Here is a 16640-nt window from a genome sequence, read left to right as displayed (position 1 = left end):
CCCATCAGGACATCGAAGATACAAATAGTTGAATGTGAACGTCTGTAATTGCAGTTTGCCGCTCACGGTTTCCCGCGGGCTATGCTATTTTTCTTCATCATATATGAAAACAGCGTTCATATGGCGCTGTACTGCTCACAGAGAATCCAATGAAGGCTGCGAGGACCGAGCAGGAATTCCAGAATATTCTTCGTCGGCTGGGCTTGGCCCTCGATGCCTCGCAAATCGGGGTGTGGGAGCATGATACGCAGACCGATGAAGTCATCTGGGATCTGCAGATGCATCGGCTCTACGGCACAGAAGGCATGGCCGGCTGCGTTAATGCCGATATATGGACAAACAGTGTCCATCCTGACGACAGGGAGAGAGCGCTTGCGGATTTCGACGCTGCGCTCCAGGGACGGGAAACCTATCATTCGCAATACCGGATCGTGCTGCCAAATGGGGAGATCCGAAATCTGCGTTCCCGGGCGCATTGCTTCGAGGAAAGTGGAAAAATTATCTTCATCGGCGTCGAATGGGATGTGACCTCCGATGTGAAACTTAACAATGAACTGCAAAGGCAGACTGCCATTGCCGAAGCGCGCGCGGTCGCGCTTGAGGCGAGTACGCGGCGAATAGAATATGCTGCGGACCACGATTATCTGACGGGCCTGCCAAACAGGCGCCTGTTCGACCGTTACCTTGGCGAACTTTCGCGGGATGACAGCGTCGAGAAACTGGCTGTCCTGCATGTCGGGCTCGACCGGTTCAAGCAAGTCAACGACACTGCCGGTCACGCCGGGGGCGACGAAGTCCTGAAGGACGCCACGACCCGCTTGAGGGCGATTTTGCCGGAGAGTACATTTGTCGCGCGGATCAGTGGCGATGAATTTGCCGTGCTCTTCACCAATTATGCCAGGCTGGATGATCTCAAGACCATTGCCAACCGTGTCGTCCTGCAATTGCGACAGACCGTGCGGCACCTTGACGAGGTCATCTTGATCGGCGCGTCCGTTGGTATCGCCTGTGCGAGCCGGGATAATATGTCGGACCTTCTGCCGGAGGCGGACATTGCCCTTCACCGCGCCAAACGGCTTGGCCGGGGAAGGGTGGAGGTATTCTCCGCGCAATTGAAGGCTGAGATCGCCGATGAGCGCCGCATCGCCCGGCAGTTCGAACGCGGTCTCCAAAAAGGCGAGTTCGTCCCGTTCTATCAGGCTCAGGTCGATGCAGGGACACGCCAGATTGTTGGGCTGGAGTGCCTCGCCCGCTGGCGCCATCCGAAGCGGGGCCTGCTTCTGCCCGGGGAGTTTCTACCCATCGCCGGAAATCTCGGAAAAATGGGTGAACTTGATGCGGCGATCCTGAAAGCCGCGTTGAACGATCGAAAGTCATGGATGCGGCAGGGTGTCCGGGTGCCAAGGATCGCGGTGAACGTATCCGGCGCGCGCCTGGCGGATCCGCCGCTGATCGACGAGTTGCTGCAATTGGATATCGAGCCGGACACGCTGTCGTTCGAACTCCTGGAGACGATCTTCCTCGATGACAGTGAAGACGGGATCCTTGCCAATGTGGCGGCCCTGAAGGCGATGGGCATCGATGTCGAAATCGATGATTTCGGTTCCGGCCATGCCTCGATCATCGGGCTCATCAGGGTAAAGCCGCGGCGGTTGAAGATCGACCGGCGCCTTGTCATGCCGGTAACGACGTCCCGCGAACAGAAGAGGCTTATCCGGTCGATTGTCGATATAGCCAAGGCGCTGAATATCGAAGTCGTGGCGGAAGGTGTCGAGACGCTTGAACATGCAAAGATACTGGCGCGGCTCGGCTGTCATATCCTGCAGGGCTATGCCATCGCGTACCCCGCTTCTGGTGACGATATGCTTGCCAGGTTGAAAGAGAGCCAAGTATCGGGTCTTGTTCCTCCTCCCTGACGATCGCAGTGCTGGCCTCGAAATCTTCGATGTCATCCTGCCCGGGTCGTGGCTCCTCGGCAATCCCGATCCGCGCCGACCTGGCGAAACTCGCCACAATAGCCTGAGGAAATCAGGGCATACGTCCGCTGGCATCGGTCACCCTATAGGACCAATTCGGCGCGACGGGCTCCACGCCATAGGGGTTGGGGAAAGTGAAGAAGGTCTCGAACGGCTGGCTCTGGCCCGGAAGCAACCGGGCGAGAACCAGCGCCGTGTCGTCGCCGATACTCTTGCAACTTGCTGCCGGGCAATCCTGGAGGGCGACCGAGAGGCGGAAGTAGTCGAGAGCGTAGGCGCTCCTGTTTGAAACGACCCCCGTCACGCGATAGCTCATATCTGTCGTTCGATTGCGGGTAAAAACGATGTTCTCGAGTTGGATCTGCTCGGGCTGCACAGCCGGCCGGGCCTGGCTGAATGGCGGCGGTGTATCGGTGGTGCCCGACGAGCCGCCCTCCCGCCACCACACGAGAAATGCGGACAGGAGAGCCAGGGCAACGAGTATGCTCAAAACTGGTTCGGCAAAACGCCTGAAACGCGACCAGCGCAGTGCGGAATAGACGATCAGCAATCCTGCGACCGCGGCAATGATCCAAATCATTCAAATTCTCCCCTCTCTATATAAGCTGGGGGTGCGCCGGATGGAAGGCATGGGCGGCAGTTTGGTTCAGGGATTGAGGCTGATCCAATAGGATCCTTCGAAGGGAACTGCCGCAAAGCGTTCGTTGATCTCGGTCAGGCTCGCGTTCGGATCGACATCGGCAAACAGTTCAGGGCGCAGCCAGCGCGCAAAAGCTTCGGCGGCAAGAATATTCAAAGGCACGGCATTGAAGAAATTCCACACTCCGAAGACGCGGCCATTACGGACACCCGACAGATTGGCCAGCGTCGGATTCTTGACGACTTCGCCGAGCGTTCGTCGCGCTTCGTCCGCCGTCACGCCGGGGCCGATAGAGAAGCCGCTATAGGTTCCGCCCGGCGAGGCGGTGGCGATATAGACTTCTGGGTCGGCCGCAATCAGATATTCACCGCTGACGAGGCCCCCCTGGCGGGGCATGTTCCGGTCGGCGATGTTGCGGCTGCCGGTGATGCCGATGAACTCGCCCAACCCGCCTGCGCCATAGGCGAAGCAGCAGCGGTCCGGATCGGGGAAAGCGTGCATGAGCACTGTCGGGCCGGGCTCGGGCGCAGCCGCGACGCGGTCGGTAATCCGCTTCAGATGGACTTCATAGAAGTCGGCAAAGGCATTTGCCTGCGCCTCGCGCTCAAGAATCCTGCCCAGGAGGCGCATGGTTGACGGAGTGTTTTTCAGGGGGTCGCTGTTGAAATCAACGACGAAGACCGGCACGCCGGTTGATTCCAGGTAGTCGATCGCGCGCTTGCCGAGTTCCGTGTCCGCCTGCCAGTTCGCCATGATCGCGAGGTCGGCCTTCAGTGACAGGATAGTTTCGAAGGACAGGCCGTCTCCCGTGCCATCGCCGATAACAGGAACATCGGCAAGGGCCGGAAACCGGGCGATGAAATCCTTGTATATCTCCGGATTGTCCCGTTGCAGGTCGCTTGACCAGCCGGCGAGCAGACGGACCGGATCGGGATGAATGAGCGACAGGGCAACCAGATTGAAACCGCTGCCGAGAAGGATGGCTTCGGGTTTCTTCGCGATCGTCACCTCCCGGCCGATGCCGTCGGTGAGTGTCATCGGCCAATGTCCCTGCGCTGCGGGCTCCTGCGCATGGGCAAAAGCCAGGAGAGCGGCAAAGAGACCAAGCGTCAGGGCGAGAAACCGTTTCACATTCGTTGCTTTCTTTGGGCTGGGAGGGCGCATAGCTCGCCGCAGCTGGGAACGCCGGGAAGCAGATAGCGCAGGCAGCAGACCTTACGCCGGCAAAGGGTCTGGCCGCCCTGCACCTCGTGGCGCAGGCAGCCGAGGAAGGGATTGGCCGAGCCATCCGGTAGCTGCTGCTGTTCGAACAGGGCACGCGAGGCCCAGTCGTCGCCGTCCTGCGAGGGGTTCCGTTCCGTCGCGTTGAAGGCGTAATCGATGTAGACGGCGGCATTGTTCCAGGAGAGTTTGGGCGCAAGCCCTGCATGGCCCTTCAATTGGCTGACGACATCTGAGAGATGGCGGCCGACCAGTGGCGGCATAAGGGCCAGAAGGTCGTCGCCCTCGCTCCAGTCCCCTTCGTGGGGGAGCCCGAGGGCGCAGGGGAGGCCGTCTTCAGCAAGGGCAATCGTCATTTCGTCGAAGCGGATCGGCAGCATTCGTTCTGCGCGGGCCGCGACAATGTACGGAATGGCGAGGCAGGAGAAATAATAGAGCGACCACATCGATGCCACGGCCCGCCGGTCGGTTCCTCCGTGGGCCATGGCATAGGTGTCGAGCGCCAGTGAAAATCTGCCGGATGCGAAAAAATCCGACAAGGGAAACGCGTTATCCAGTTCGGACGACAGCATCATTTTTTCGCCGCACCAGGCATGTTCGCCGGAAAACACGGACGCCAGACAGGGGGGCTCGAAAGCGGCGTCGTCCATTCGGTGATGGGGGGATGCGATCACCACGGCGCCATCCTGATTTCAGGATGCTGGCACGATGCACGAGCGTCGCACGGCAGACAGGCCTGCGGGGATGACAGGACAGGAGAAGAGCCGGACACGTGGATGCACTTTCCGTTTAATAACGTGACTTATTTAATCAAGATAATCTCCGTTTGAAAGAAAAACCGTGGCAACGCCGCCGTGTTTTGGAGGGTGTGGGTTTCACGCAACATGGCTGTGTCACCTGAATCATCGGGAATTTGAAAAAAGCCGCGCAGAAATCGCACGGCTTGGTTTAATTGCGCCCGGACGGGCCATTCAGCCGTGATTGATCATCACATGCCGCACGGCGGTATAGTCCTCCAGCGCATAGATCGACATATCCTTGCCGTAACCGGATTGCTTGACGCCGCCATGTGGCATTTCGTTGGTCAGCATGAAGTGGGTGTTGATCCAGGTGCAGCCGTATTGCAGCCGCGACGCAGCCTTCATCGCCTTGGAGATATCCTTGGTCCAGACGGAAGAGGCGAGGCCGTAATCGCTGTCGTTGGCCCATTTGACCGCCTGGTCGTTTTCCGTGAAGCGGGTGACGGAGACAACGGGGCCGAAGACTTCGCGGCGAACGATCTCGTCTTCCTGTGTTGCGCCGGCAACGACGGTCGGCTGGAAGAAGAAGCCGTCCCTGCTGCCGAGTGCGCCGCCTGTTGTCACCTCGATATGCTTCTGCTCGGTGGCGCGCTCGACGAAGCTTGCCACGCGGTCGCGCTGGCGCTTGGAGATCAACGGGCCTATCTCGTTTTCCGTGTCGTCGGCAAGGTTGTACTTGATTGTCGAGACGGCCGAGGTCAGGTCGGCGACCAGTTTTTCGTAGATGCCGTCTTGGGCGTAGATGCGGCAGGCGGCTGTGCAGTCCTGGCCGGCATTGTAATAGCCGAAAGTGCGGATGCCGGCGACGACGGCGTCCAGATCGGCATCGTCATAGACGATGACCGGGGCCTTGCCGCCGAGTTCGAGATGGGTCCGCTTGACGGTCTTGGCGGCAGCCTGCAGCACTTTCTTGCCCGTTGCGATATCGCCTGTGATCGAGACCATGCCGATCTTTGGATGGTTAATCAGCGTGTTGCCAACCGTTTCGCCGCGACCGAGGATAACGTTGACGACGCCCTCCGGCAGGATGTCGGCGAGCAGCCGGGCCATTTTCAGAGCGGTCAGCGGCGTCTGCTCCGATGGCTTGAAAACGACTGTGTTGCCGCCGGCAATGGCAGGCGCCAGCTTCCAGGCCATCATCATCAGCGGATAATTCCACGGCGCGATCGAGCCGATGATGCCAACGGGATCGCGGCGGATCATCGAGGTATGGCCGGGCAGGTATTCGCCGCCAACCGGCGCATGCAGCGTACGGATGGCGCCGGCGAAGAAGCGCCAGCAATCGACAATGGCGGGCAGTTCATCGTTGCGCACAGCATTGATCGGCTTACCGCAGTTCAGCGCTTCCAGCGCCGCGAATGCGTCGGCGTCCTTCTCGATCGCATCGGCGATCCTCAGGAGATAGCCGGAACGCTCGCCGGGTGTCGTCATCGACCATGTGTCAAAAGCTGTTTCGGCGGCATCGACGGCGCGCTCGATCTGCGATTGCGAGGCTTCGGCGAGATCGATGATCCTGGCGCCGGTGCGCGGGTTGAGGATCAGTTCCTCTGTCTCGGTGCCGGCTTCGAATGTCGATCCGATCAGCAATTGCGTGTCCATGTCCGTTCTCCCTTGTATAGTCGCATCATTTGCCGGCTCCGGCGATCTGGTCGCCGTCGCGCGTGAGATAGTAGGCCTCCAGGATCGGCAGGAAAGTGACGAGCACCACCACCATGGCGACAACATTGGTCACCGGCCGCTGGCGTGGGCGTATGAGTTCTTCAAGCATCCATATCGGCAGGGTCGACTGCTGGCCGCCGGTAAACGTCGTGACGATCACCTCGTCGAAGGACAGGGCAAACGCCAGCATGCCGCCGGCCAGAAGCGCCGTGCCGATGTTCGGCAGGATGATGTGGCGGAAGGTCTGGAAGCCATCAGCGCCGAGATCCATCGAGGCCTCGATCAGCGAACCGGAAACCCGGCGGAAGCGGGCGACCGCATTGTTGTAGACGACGACGATGCAGAAGGTCGCGTGGCCGAGCACGATCGTCCAGAACGAAAAGGGGATATCCGCCATCGAGAAAGCCGAGCGCAGGGCGATGCCGGTGATGATGCCGGGAAGGGCGATCGGCAGGATGACGAGCAGCGAGATGGTCTCGCGGCCGAAGAACCGCGTCTGGCTGACGGCCGCCGCACAGAGCGTGCCGAGAACGAGCGAGATGGCCGTGGCGACGCTTGCAACCTTGACCGACAGGGTCAGCGCCTCCCAGACGTCCGGCCGGTTCCAGGTGACGGCGAACCATTGCAGGGTCAGGCCAGGCGGCGGGAACCGGTAGCTCTTTTCCTCGGTGGTGAAGGCGTAGAGAAAGATCAGCAGGATCGGGATATGCAGGAAGGCAAGGCCGGCAGCGGCGGCGATCTTCAGGCCGAGCGGTGCGGAGGTGGAGCGGTCAGAGCGCATCGAAGGCTCCCATGCGTTTGGCGGCCCAGAGATAGACGCCCATGATGACGATCGGCACGACCGTAAAGGCGGCGGCGAGCGGAATGTTGCCGGCGGTGCCCTGCTGGGCATAGACCGCCTGGCCGATGAACAGGCGTGACGAGCCGATGATCTGCGGGATGATGTAATCACCCAAGGTCAGCGAAAACGTGAAGATCGAGCCGGCGACGATGCCGGGCAGAGCCAGCGGAAACAGCACGTGCCGGAAGGTCTGCGCCGGGGTGCCGCCGAGATCGGACGAGGCTTCGATCAGATTGCCGGGCACGCGCTCCAGCGCTGCCTGGATCGGCAGGATCATGAAGGGCATCCAGACATAGACGAAGACGATGAAGGTGCCGGTATAGCTGACCGAGAGCGAATTGCCGCCGATGACCGGCAGCGCCAACCAGGCGTCGAGCAGCCAGAGCAGATGCAGCTTGGCAAACGCCCAGGTGAGGATGCCTTCCTTGGCGAGGATCAGCTTCCAGGCATAGATTTTCACAAGGTAGCTCGACCAGAGCGGCAACATGATCCCGAGATAGAAGATCGCCTTCCACTTTCCCTGGGCATAACGCGCTGCGTAATAGGCGATCGGGAAGGCGATGACGGCCGAGAACACGGTCACCACCGCAGCCATCGTCACGGTACGGACGATGATGTCGAAATTGGCGTCGGACAGCAGCTGGCGATAGGTCGCGAAGGTGAACTCGTAATTGATCAGGCCGGAAAAATCGTCGATCGAAAAGAAGCTCTGCAGCAGAAGTGCCAGCAGCGAGCCGACATAGATGATGCCGAGCCAGAGCAGCGGCGGGCCGAGCAGGATCGCCAGAAGCACATAAGGGTGCCGCCAGAGGAAATCCGACAGCCGGCCAAGGAGGCCCGGACGTTTTGGAAGGATGGATGCCGTGGCCGCGAGCGTCATGCCGCCTCCATCGCGTGGACTTCGCCGCGCTCGAAGGACAGCGTCACGATCTGCCCGATGTCGGGCACGGGCAAAGACGCCGGGTTTGCGACGATGATCTTTTCGCCGTCGCAATCGACGCTGATGCGGTTGACGGCACCGAGAAAGCTGCGGGCGACGACCGTGCCGGACAGGCTCATCCGGTTCGCACCGGCGGTGCCGATGGTGATGGCTTCGGGACGCAGGCTTGCGGCATCGGCGGTAATGCCGAGCCGCGTGCATATAGCGCTGGAGAGCACGTTGGAGGAGCCGACGAAATCGGCGACGAAGCGTGTCTGCGGGCGCTTGTAGACATCCTCCGGTGTGCCGAGCTGCTGGATGCGGCCATCGTTGAAGACGGCGATGCGGTCAGCCATCGACAGCGCTTCGCCCTGGTCATGGGTGACGAAGACGAAGGTGATGCCGAGCGATTTCTGCAGGGTTTTCAGTTCCTCCTGCATCTGCTCGCGCAGCTTGAGGTCGAGCGCGCCGAGCGGCTCGTCGAGCAAAAGCACCTTGGGCTTGTTGACCAGCGCGCGGGCAAGGGCCACGCGTTGCCTCTGACCGCCGGAGAGCTGACCGGGCCGGCGCTGGCCGTAGCCGGGCAGCTTCACCATGGCGAGCGCGTCCTCGGCCGCGCGGCGCCGCTCCTCCTTGCCAACGCCCTTGACCATCAGGCCATAGGCGACATTGTCGAGGATCGAGAGATGCGGAAACAGGGCATAGTCCTGGAATACAGTGTTGACGCTGCGGCGATAGGGCGGCACGCCTTCGGCCGTCTCGCCGAAGATCTCGATATGCCCGCCCGTCGGCTGCTCGAAGCCGGCCATCAGCCGCAGGCAGGTGGTCTTGCCGGAGCCGGAAGGGCCGAGCATGGCGAAGAACTCGCCCTCTGCCACCGCAAGATCGACCGCATCGACGGCCTTGACCGCACCGAAATGGCGCGAGACGTTTTCGAACAGGACGGCGGCGGTCATGGGGACTCCGTGGGCACGCGGCATCGTTCCCTCTGCAAGGAAGCGACGGAGGTTATTGTAATCTCCCCCCTTGTAAGGGAGATGTCCCGGAGGGACAGAGGGGGTAAGTCCGAGGTCGGGGCAGGCTACCCCCTCAGTCAGCAAAGCTGACATCTCTCCCACAAAGGGGGAGATCAGATACAAGTTCGCCGTTCAACGGCCGCCGATGACGCCGATATAGTCGGAAACCCAGCGGTGATAGGGCACGCATTCGCCCTGGCTTTCGCATTTGGAAACCGGGGTCTTCCAGAACTTGATCTTCTCGAAGTCGTTGTAGCCGTTGGCGGCGCAGCCTTCGTCGGTCAGGAGTTCATTGCCCTTGCAGGCGGCGGGCACCGAAGGCACAGTGCCGAACCAAGCGGAGACGTCGCCCTGGACCTTAGGCGAGAGGGAATGTTCCATCCACATATAGGCGCAGTTGGGGTGTTCGCTTTCGGCGGCCAGCATGGTCGTGTCGGCCCAGCCGGTCGCACCTTCTTCCGGGAAAACGGAGGCAATCGGCTGCTTTTCGGCTTTCAGGAGATTGACCTGGAAAGGCCAGGAGCCGGAGGCGACGACGCCTTCGTTCTTGAAGTCGTCGATCTGGATCATGGCGTCGTGCCAGTAGCGGCCGGCGAGCGTGCGCTGCACACGCAGCACATCAAGTGCTGCTTTGTACTGGTCTTCGTTGAGCTCGTAAGGATCCTTGATGCCCAATTCCGGCTTGTGGGCCATCAGGTAGTTGGCGGCGTCGGCAACGTGGATCGGCCCGTCATAGGCCTGAACGCGACCCTTGTTGGACTTGCCGTCCGGCAGCGTCATTTCCTCGAAGACGACCTTCCAGCTCTTCGGCGCTTCGCCCTTGAAGGCTTCGGTGTTGTACATCAAAACGTTCGGACCCCAGACATAGGGCGTGCCGTAGTGCACGTCCTTGACCGTGTGCCATTTGGCATTCTGCAGGCGCTCGTCAATGGTTGACCAGCTCGGGATCAGCGCCGTGTTGATCGGCTGCACGCGCTTGCCGGCGACGAGGCGGAGCGAAGCATCACCCGAGGCCGTCACGAGGTCGAAGCCGCCTTCGTTCATCAGTGCGACCATTTCGTCGGAGGTCGCCGCCGTCTTGACGCTGACCTTGCAGCCGGTCTTCTCTTCAAATCCGGTGACCCAATCGTAGTTTTTGTCGGTCTCGCCGCGCTCGATATAGCCGGCCCAGGCAACGATCGAGAGTTCACCTTCGCCCTTGCCCAGTTCCTTCAGCGGCTCCTGCGCGAAAGCGTGGGTGGCAAAGGCAAGCGAAAGGGTGAACGCGGTGCAGGATTTCAGAATCTGCTTCATCTTCAGTCTCCCGGTTTGGTGTCCGAATTTTTCGGTTTTGTTCCCGGGGGAAAGGTGCCGCGCTTTCGCCGCTTTCGCAAATTCATTAATCAGAATGGCGTTATCGGTTTTTCCGATATCGCGTCATTCTCAGCGGGTCCGCCCGCTCCTGAGCGCTTCTGCAACTCCGATAAAGTCCCTGGCCGATTGCGGCAGGCCGGAGCCCTTTCGCCAGACCATCCCGACCTGGACGACGGGGAGGGCGCCGGAGACGTCGCGGCTTTCGATGCGGTCACCTTCCAGCGACCAGGGGCGATAGACGAGATCGGGCAGAAGCGCGATGCCGGCGCCGGTGGCGACGAGGCTGCGTACTGCTTCCACAGATCGCGTGCGGAAGGCGACATGCGGGCGAGCGCCGAGCGCGGTCAGAAGCTTGCCGGTGTTCTCCTCGATTTCATCCACGGTCAGCATGATCAGCGGTTCTTTTGCGATATCGGCGACCGAGATGATGTCGGCGGACACCAGCGGATGACCAAGCGGCAGCCAGAGCCTGTAGGGCGAGGTCTCGATGATTTCCGCCTGCAGCGCCATCCGGTCGCGCAGATTGGAAATCACCATAACCGCGACATCGAGCTCGCCGCCGACGAGAAGATGTTCGAGATAGGAGCCATTATCCTCGATGGCGCTGACCTCGACGCCCGGGCAAGCGCGGCGGTAGCGGGCGAGCAGGTCGGAGAGCACGTAGCCTGCAACCAGCGAGGTGACTCCCAGATTGAGCGTGCCGCTGCGGGTCTCACGCTCCTGCGAGAAAGAGCGCCGCGCATCCGAGACGTCGGCCAGGATCTTCGTCGCGTGGCGCAGAAACTGATGGCCGTTATGGGTGATGTGCAAGCCGCGCGGATGGCGCTCGAACAATTCGACGCCCAAATCGCTCTCCAGCTCCTTCACCGCCTCGGTAATAGAAGACTGCGAAATCGACAGGTTTTGCGCCGCGCGCGTGACCGAGCCTTGTTCGGCAACGGCGATGAAATACTGGAGCTGACGGAGCGTGAAGGCCATGGCTTAGGTAACACGGCGGAAGGGGGGCGTGGCAAGGTACGGATGGCATCACGCCGATCTTCCGGACATCATCAATCCCATGCCACTCCGGAGGAAAATCTCGTCCGCCATAGAAGATGCGGGGAATGCGAACAAGATCGGCCTCGACCGTAAAGGCAATCGATACACGGTGTTCAAAACCAACAAGGCGGACGTCAGGATGCAGATCATCGCGCAATTGTCCGCGCAACGGAAAGTTAGCCAATGCCATACATGCAAATTCGATGCGGGCAATGTAAGCGCCAGCACGCTCGGGACCGCTTTTGTCGGCAATGTACGCGTAGAGGGAGATAAGGTCAGATTCGGCGGCTGGCCGGAATACGACCTCATGCGTCACGTTTGCCGGCCTTCAATGTATTGTTATGGCGTGCTCGCAGGCGCTCGAAAACCTCGGACGCCGGAATATCGGGCTGGGGATCGTTTATGGCTTCGCGAATCTTCAATCGCATGATCTCATCCAGCGCAGCGTCTTCCCGATCGAGGGCGCGCAAGCCCGCTCGCAGCACTTCGCTTGCCGAGGCATAGCTGCCGGATTGCAGGCGCGCATCAAGGGATGCCTGCTGTTGGCCAAGGGTGATTGTGATCGGCTTGCTGGTACGCATGGGCATTCTCCTATGACGGCAAGATAGCACAAGAGTATGACATTGTCATACTCTTGTGCTATCCCCCCGATGTCGGATTGAGGACAGAGCGGGCAGGATTTCCGTGTAGGAATAGGAATCAAAACCGAGATGCTTCATCATGGCAGCAAGTCGCTCAATCCCCATCGAACCCGGCATTCTCGCCTTCCACAAACGTTGCGAGGAATTCTATCCCCCTGACGCGGTGGAAGCGCCGATTGCGCAGCAGCGTGCCTGGTACGATGCCTTGTGTGCACAGTTCGATGCACCGTCGCCGGCGGGGATGGTAAGACAGGACGAGTGCGTCGGCGGTCGCATTCCCATTCGCCGCTATCGACCAGCCGAGATTGCCGCGCAAACGCGGGTGTTTTACATCCATGGCGGCGGCTTCGTCGTCGGGTCGCTCGACAGCCATGACGCGATCTGCGCCGAGATCGCCCACGCGGCAAGGGTCGAACTTGTTTCCGTCGACTACAGGCTGGCGCCCGAGAATGTCTGGCCGGCGGCCTTCGACGATTGTTTCGAGGTGCTTGTATCGCTGCTGGCCGATGGCAGGTCGGTCGTCGTTGCCGGCGATAGCGCCGGCGGCAATCTCGCGGCGGGATTGGCACTTAAAGCGAAGGCGGAAGGGCTGGGCGGTGTAGCGGGGCAGGTGCTGATCTATCCGGGGCTCGGAGGCGATCTTGTTTCGGGCTCCTATGAAGAGATGGCCGAAGCGCCGGGGCTATCCACTGCCGATGTCGCTTATTACCGTGATGTGCTCAAGGCTCCGTCTGACAATGCCTTTGCCCATCCTCTGCAAGTCGATGACCTTTCCGGCTTGCCGCCCGCCTATATCACATCAGCGCATTTCGATCCCTTACGCGACGATGCGGCGCTCTATGCACAGCGGTTGATCGCTGCCGGCGTCAACGTCACCTATCTCAACGAGCCGCAGATGATCCATGCGTGGTTGCGCGCCCGCCATATGAGCGACGGCGCGCGGGAAGGGTTCCGGCAGATCTGTTTCGGACTGAGCGTCCTTGTCGGAACCGTTGATATTAACCCTTCGCCTTCTGCACCAAGGCCGGACGGGCGCTGAATTCACTCGGAAAAACGGCCTTCAGATTCTCGATCTTCGGCATGTCGTTGTAGACGATATAGGGATGCGTCGGATTTTGCGTGAGGAAATCCTGATGATAGTCCTCGGCCGGGTAGAACGCCGTCATGCCGGACACTTTGGTTACGATCGGTTCTTCGAAGAGTTTTTCCTTTTCGAGCTGGGCAATATAGCTCCCGGCAATCTTTGCCTGCTCGGCGCTGGTCGTGAATATCTCAGAGCGGTACTGTGTGCCGTGATCGGGGCCCTGAAAGTTCAGTTGGGTCGGATTATGCGCGACCGAAAAGAAAATCTGCAGCAATTGCCCATAGGTGACCTGCTTCGGATCATAGGTAATTTCCACGGCTTCGGCATGGGCTGTATTGCCGCCGCTGACCGCCTCGTAGGTTGCGGTTTCGCTGGTGCCGCCCGAATAGCCGGAGACCGCGTTCCTGACACCCTTCACATGCTGGAAGACACCCTGGACGCCCCAGAAGCAGCCACCCGCGAAGACGGCCTTTCCAGTGTCTGTTGCTGCCGTTTCATCGATTGCCGGGGCGGGTATGACGACCGCTTCTTCCGCCGCATTGGTCGATGCCGGGAAGGTGGCGAAAATGGCCGCGGCGACAGTGAAAGCGCCAAGGCCGAGCGCGATCCTGCGGGTGAGGGTTTGTCTTTCATAAGCGGACATGGCATTCCTCCGGTTGGCGAACGCAGACGCGGCGTTCGCTGTCTGTGATTTGCACTTTTCTTGTTGGCCGGACTCTGACCCGCAGGAACCGATCGGGTCAAATCGCAAATGCGTGCGTCACGGCAAAGTGAGCAGTGCCGGCAGTCTCCTGCCTGCATTGGCAAAGGACGCAGGAGATCCTCGATGGCAGCCGTGACCGATCTCGAAACGCTACTTACGAACATGCAGCCTTCCCTGCGTCCGGCCGAATATGTCTATTGCAGCGTTCCCCATGACGGTGTCACAGACTGGCTGCTGCTGTCGCCGCTCGGATGCTTTCGCGAAGACGAAGGGGTGACGCTGATCCTGGACCGGCAGGCCGCGGACGAAGCCGACCTGGCCTACGAGAGCGTCATGCGCTGCATTACGCTGACAGTGCATTCGTCCCTGGAAGCGGTGGGGCTGACGGCGGCTGTCGCGACGGCGTTGGCCCGTCATGGAATCAGCGCCAATGTGATCGCCGCCTATTACCACGATCACATCTTCGTTCCGGTGCGAGACGCCGAGCGGGCACTTGCCGTGCTGGCACAGGCAAGGCCCGTCTGATCGTCACATAAAGTCGCGGGGAGTGCGTTTTTCGAAGGTTTTTTCGAAGATCTGCGCATCGCCCTCGAAGGCCGTCACCTGGGCCGAGGTCAGCCATTCCGTTGCGGTGCAGGCGATCCTGGAGATCGCGACGGTTTTCACCGACCAGTTCTCACGCCCGGCAATGCAGGTCCAGTTGGAGATGCCGGTCATCGACAGCGGATCGCCGGCGGCGATGGTCCAGATCTCGTTTCGGATGGCCTGCGTCGAAAACCCGGTTTCCGGATGCTCGAAAAGGCCGGTGTCTTCATAGATAAAATAACGGGTCTGCCCGGTCGTCATGTCGCGCTCGACACGCCGGCTGGTTTTGGACGGCGTGTGTTCGATATAGTTCGGCAGGGGATCGGGATTTTCGGGTTCGGGCATGGTGATGCGCGCGTGGTCGCCAAGCTTGGGCAGCGCAAGGCCGAGCGTGGCGAGATCGAGCGTCAGTCCTGGGTCCGTGGGGGAGGGAAGAACCATGGGCCAATAGGCGGTCGACAGGGAAATCCGGATGCGATGGCCGGCGCCGAAGCGATAGCCGCAGGCATCCAGAACCAGCCGGATCGGGGTTTTCGTGCCGTGTTCCATCGGCTTGGGATCGGCATTGCCGTCGCGGTGGGCAAGGTTGAGCACGCCGAAGGTAACGCGGGTCGCCGTGCCGTCGGGATGGACATCGACAAGCCGGGCGACGAGGTTCGTCCAGTCGTCATCGCAGGTAAGATCGACGGTCAGTACCGGCTGACCGAGATAATCGACGGCCTGTGCCAGCGGCGCGGTTTCGAAGGTCAGCGATCCGGCGTCATCAATGCGCTGGTCGCCCGCCATTTCCGCATCCGGCTTGAGGGTAAACCACTCGCCCGAGGCCGTTCCGGTGTCGAGGGGGGAGCGCAGATAGGCATTATGGTCATGGGCGCCGGGGATTGGCATGCCGTCCTGCAGGCTGCCGAATTGATCGACATAGAAGCAGTGCATTTCCGGCGGTGTCCACAGATCCTTGGCGACCCAGAAACCCGGTTCGACATTGCGCCGCAAGGCAGGCTTCGGCCCATCGAGAATGAAGGCACGCATCTGCGGCAGGGCTTCGACGCCGGTGTCCTCGTCGCGCAGCCACCGTTTCCACCAGGCGATCGCCTCGCCATGGAAATCGGCGCGCGGCTTTGGCCAGGCGAAATGCGGATATTTGTGGACCCAGGGGCCGATCAGGGCCTTTACCTTGCTCCCTAAGCCTTCGGCCGCCTTCATCGGCGTATTGCGGTAGCCGTCGGCCCAGCCGGCGATCACCATGGCCGGCACGGGAAAACCGTCGAAATCCTCGCAGATCGAGCCGTGTTCCCAGAACGCGTCCCGACGCTGGTGGTCCAGCCATTCCTCCATGAAGAAAGGCTCGTTTTCGAGCCGTTCCAGCCACATCTCCTTCCACCGGTCGCCGACGATGGACGGATCGGGCGAGCGCGACTGGTAGGCGAGCATGGTGGCCGCCCAGGACAGCTGCGCGGACAGATGCGTGCCGTTCTTGTAGTGGATGTCGTCATTGTAGCGGTCGACGGTAGAGGCGATGGAGATCACCGCTTTCAGCGCCGGCGGCTTGAGGGCGGCCACTTGCAGGCAATTGAAGCCACCCCAGGAAATGCCCATCATGCCAACCGCGCCGTTGGACCAAGGCTGTGACGCGATCCAGGCAATCAGTTCACAGCCATCCGACAGTTCGCGGGGCGTGTATTCACCGTCGATGACCCCGTCCGATTCGCCACTGCCGCGGATATCGACGCGGACACCGGCGATGCCGGCTGCGGCAAAGACAGGATAGGTGGACTCGTCGCGCGGGCTGGTGCCGTCACCCTTGCGATAGGGAAGGTATTCGAGAACGGCTGGGACGGGGTTCTCGCTTGCACCCTCCGGCATCCAGATGCGGGCAGCCAGCCGGGTACCGTCCTCGAGGATGATCCATTGGTTTTCAATGACTGTGAAATTATCTGTGGTCATGTCTTCGTCTTTTCTGCATGCTGGGCGTGCATCCGGCTTGAAAGCCCAATGCGGGAGGATGATGATGTCAGCGAGAATTTTGTCCGCCAGCGTCTGGATACTGGCCTCTTGTACTGTGCCGGCTTCCGCCGACGATGCGCCGGCGCTGCCGGCCTGCGCGCTTTCGGGGGCCACGAGCGTGATGATCGGCGGCCAACCGGCGCTCAGAATATCCGATGTC

Annotated in this window: 15 protein-coding genes and 1 pseudogene; 3 read left to right on the top strand and 13 right to left on the bottom strand. The window is 60.8% G+C overall.

From position 1 onward, the window contains the following. Window positions 1–149: 149 nt before the first annotated feature. Window positions 150–1916 (top strand): putative bifunctional diguanylate cyclase/phosphodiesterase, encoded by a 1767-nt coding sequence (locus PY308_RS14235; protein WP_275783674.1) that lies wholly within the window; start codon window positions 150–152, stop codon window positions 1914–1916. A 112-nt stretch (window positions 1917–2028) separates the two neighbouring features. Here the strand turns inward: PY308_RS14235 and PY308_RS14230 are convergent, their stop codons facing one another. From PY308_RS14230 to PY308_RS14180, 11 genes and pseudogenes are all read right to left on the bottom strand, one after another. Continuing rightward, window positions 2029–2556, bottom strand: coding sequence for a DUF3426 domain-containing protein (locus tag PY308_RS14230; protein WP_275783672.1), 528 nt, complete (start codon window positions 2554–2556; stop codon window positions 2029–2031). Between the two features lie 66 nt (window positions 2557–2622). Then, window positions 2623–3780: an ABC transporter substrate-binding protein gene (locus PY308_RS14225; RefSeq protein ID WP_434064157.1), complete on the bottom strand. Its 1158-nt coding sequence runs from the start codon at window positions 3778–3780 to the stop codon at window positions 2623–2625. Further along, window positions 3744–4487, bottom strand: coding sequence for a siderophore-iron reductase FhuF (fhuF, locus tag PY308_RS14220; RefSeq protein WP_275791135.1), 744 nt, complete (start codon window positions 4485–4487; stop codon window positions 3744–3746). The genes PY308_RS14225 and fhuF overlap by 37 nt, the downstream gene beginning before the upstream one ends. Before the next feature lie 321 nt (window positions 4488–4808). Continuing rightward, window positions 4809–6236: a gamma-aminobutyraldehyde dehydrogenase gene (locus tag PY308_RS14215; RefSeq protein ID WP_275783671.1), complete on the bottom strand. Its 1428-nt coding sequence runs from the start codon at window positions 6234–6236 to the stop codon at window positions 4809–4811. Between the two features lie 25 nt (window positions 6237–6261). Continuing rightward, complete coding sequence (locus PY308_RS14210) at window positions 6262–7077, bottom strand: ABC transporter permease (protein WP_275783669.1); 816 nt, start codon at window positions 7075–7077, stop codon at window positions 6262–6264. Beyond that, entirely contained in the window at window positions 7067–8017 is a 951-nt protein-coding gene (locus tag PY308_RS14205; protein WP_275783668.1) for an ABC transporter permease, read from the bottom strand. Before PY308_RS14205 ends, PY308_RS14210 begins: the two co-directional genes overlap by 11 nt. Continuing rightward, window positions 8014–9012 (bottom strand): ABC transporter ATP-binding protein, encoded by a 999-nt coding sequence (locus PY308_RS14200; protein ID WP_275783665.1) that lies wholly within the window; start codon window positions 9010–9012, stop codon window positions 8014–8016. The genes PY308_RS14205 and PY308_RS14200 overlap by 4 nt, the downstream gene beginning before the upstream one ends. Window positions 9013–9204: 192 nt before the next feature. Then, complete coding sequence (locus PY308_RS14195; RefSeq protein WP_275783662.1) at window positions 9205–10365, bottom strand: ABC transporter substrate-binding protein; 1161 nt, start codon at window positions 10363–10365, stop codon at window positions 9205–9207. A gap of 129 nt (window positions 10366–10494) precedes the next feature. Next, window positions 10495–11403, bottom strand: coding sequence for a LysR family transcriptional regulator (locus tag PY308_RS14190; RefSeq protein WP_275783659.1), 909 nt, complete (start codon window positions 11401–11403; stop codon window positions 10495–10497). A 154-nt stretch (window positions 11404–11557) separates the two neighbouring features. Beyond that, window positions 11558–11779: pseudogene (locus PY308_RS14185) on the bottom strand (type II toxin-antitoxin system RelE/ParE family toxin); the annotation flags it as partial. Further along, window positions 11769–12044 carry a type II toxin-antitoxin system ParD family antitoxin gene (locus tag PY308_RS14180; RefSeq protein ID WP_275783656.1) on the bottom strand — a complete coding sequence of 92 codons (276 nt, stop codon included), beginning with the start codon at window positions 12042–12044 and terminating at the stop codon, window positions 11769–11771. The pseudogene PY308_RS14185 and the gene PY308_RS14180, both read right to left, overlap by 11 nt. A 139-nt stretch (window positions 12045–12183) precedes the next feature. Between PY308_RS14180 and PY308_RS14175 the strand changes: the two genes are divergently transcribed. Continuing rightward, entirely contained in the window at window positions 12184–13143 is a 960-nt protein-coding gene (locus tag PY308_RS14175; RefSeq protein ID WP_275783653.1) for an alpha/beta hydrolase, read from the top strand. Here PY308_RS14175 and msrA read toward each other — a convergent pair. Continuing rightward, complete coding sequence (gene msrA, locus PY308_RS14170; RefSeq protein ID WP_275783650.1) at window positions 13103–13831, bottom strand: peptide-methionine (S)-S-oxide reductase MsrA; 729 nt, start codon at window positions 13829–13831, stop codon at window positions 13103–13105. The genes PY308_RS14175 and msrA overlap by 41 nt on opposite strands. A 183-nt stretch (window positions 13832–14014) precedes the next feature. Here msrA and PY308_RS14165 point away from each other — a divergent pair, with 183 nt between their 5' ends. Next, on the top strand, window positions 14015–14416 hold the full coding sequence (locus PY308_RS14165) for an ACT domain-containing protein (RefSeq protein WP_275783648.1): 402 nt from the start codon (window positions 14015–14017) through the stop codon (window positions 14414–14416). 3 nt (window positions 14417–14419) lie between these two features. Here PY308_RS14165 and PY308_RS14160 read toward each other — a convergent pair whose 3' ends face one another. Continuing rightward, on the bottom strand, window positions 14420–16420 hold the full coding sequence (locus tag PY308_RS14160) for a CocE/NonD family hydrolase (protein WP_275791134.1): 2001 nt from the start codon (window positions 16418–16420) through the stop codon (window positions 14420–14422). Window positions 16421–16640: the final 220 nt, after the last annotated feature.

The organism is Pararhizobium gei (assembly GCF_029223885.1).
In the GTDB taxonomy this organism is placed as follows: domain Bacteria; phylum Pseudomonadota; class Alphaproteobacteria; order Rhizobiales; family Rhizobiaceae; genus Pararhizobium; species Pararhizobium gei.
Note: the sequence above shows the minus strand (reverse complement) of the source record. Positions and strands in the feature narration are given on the sequence as shown.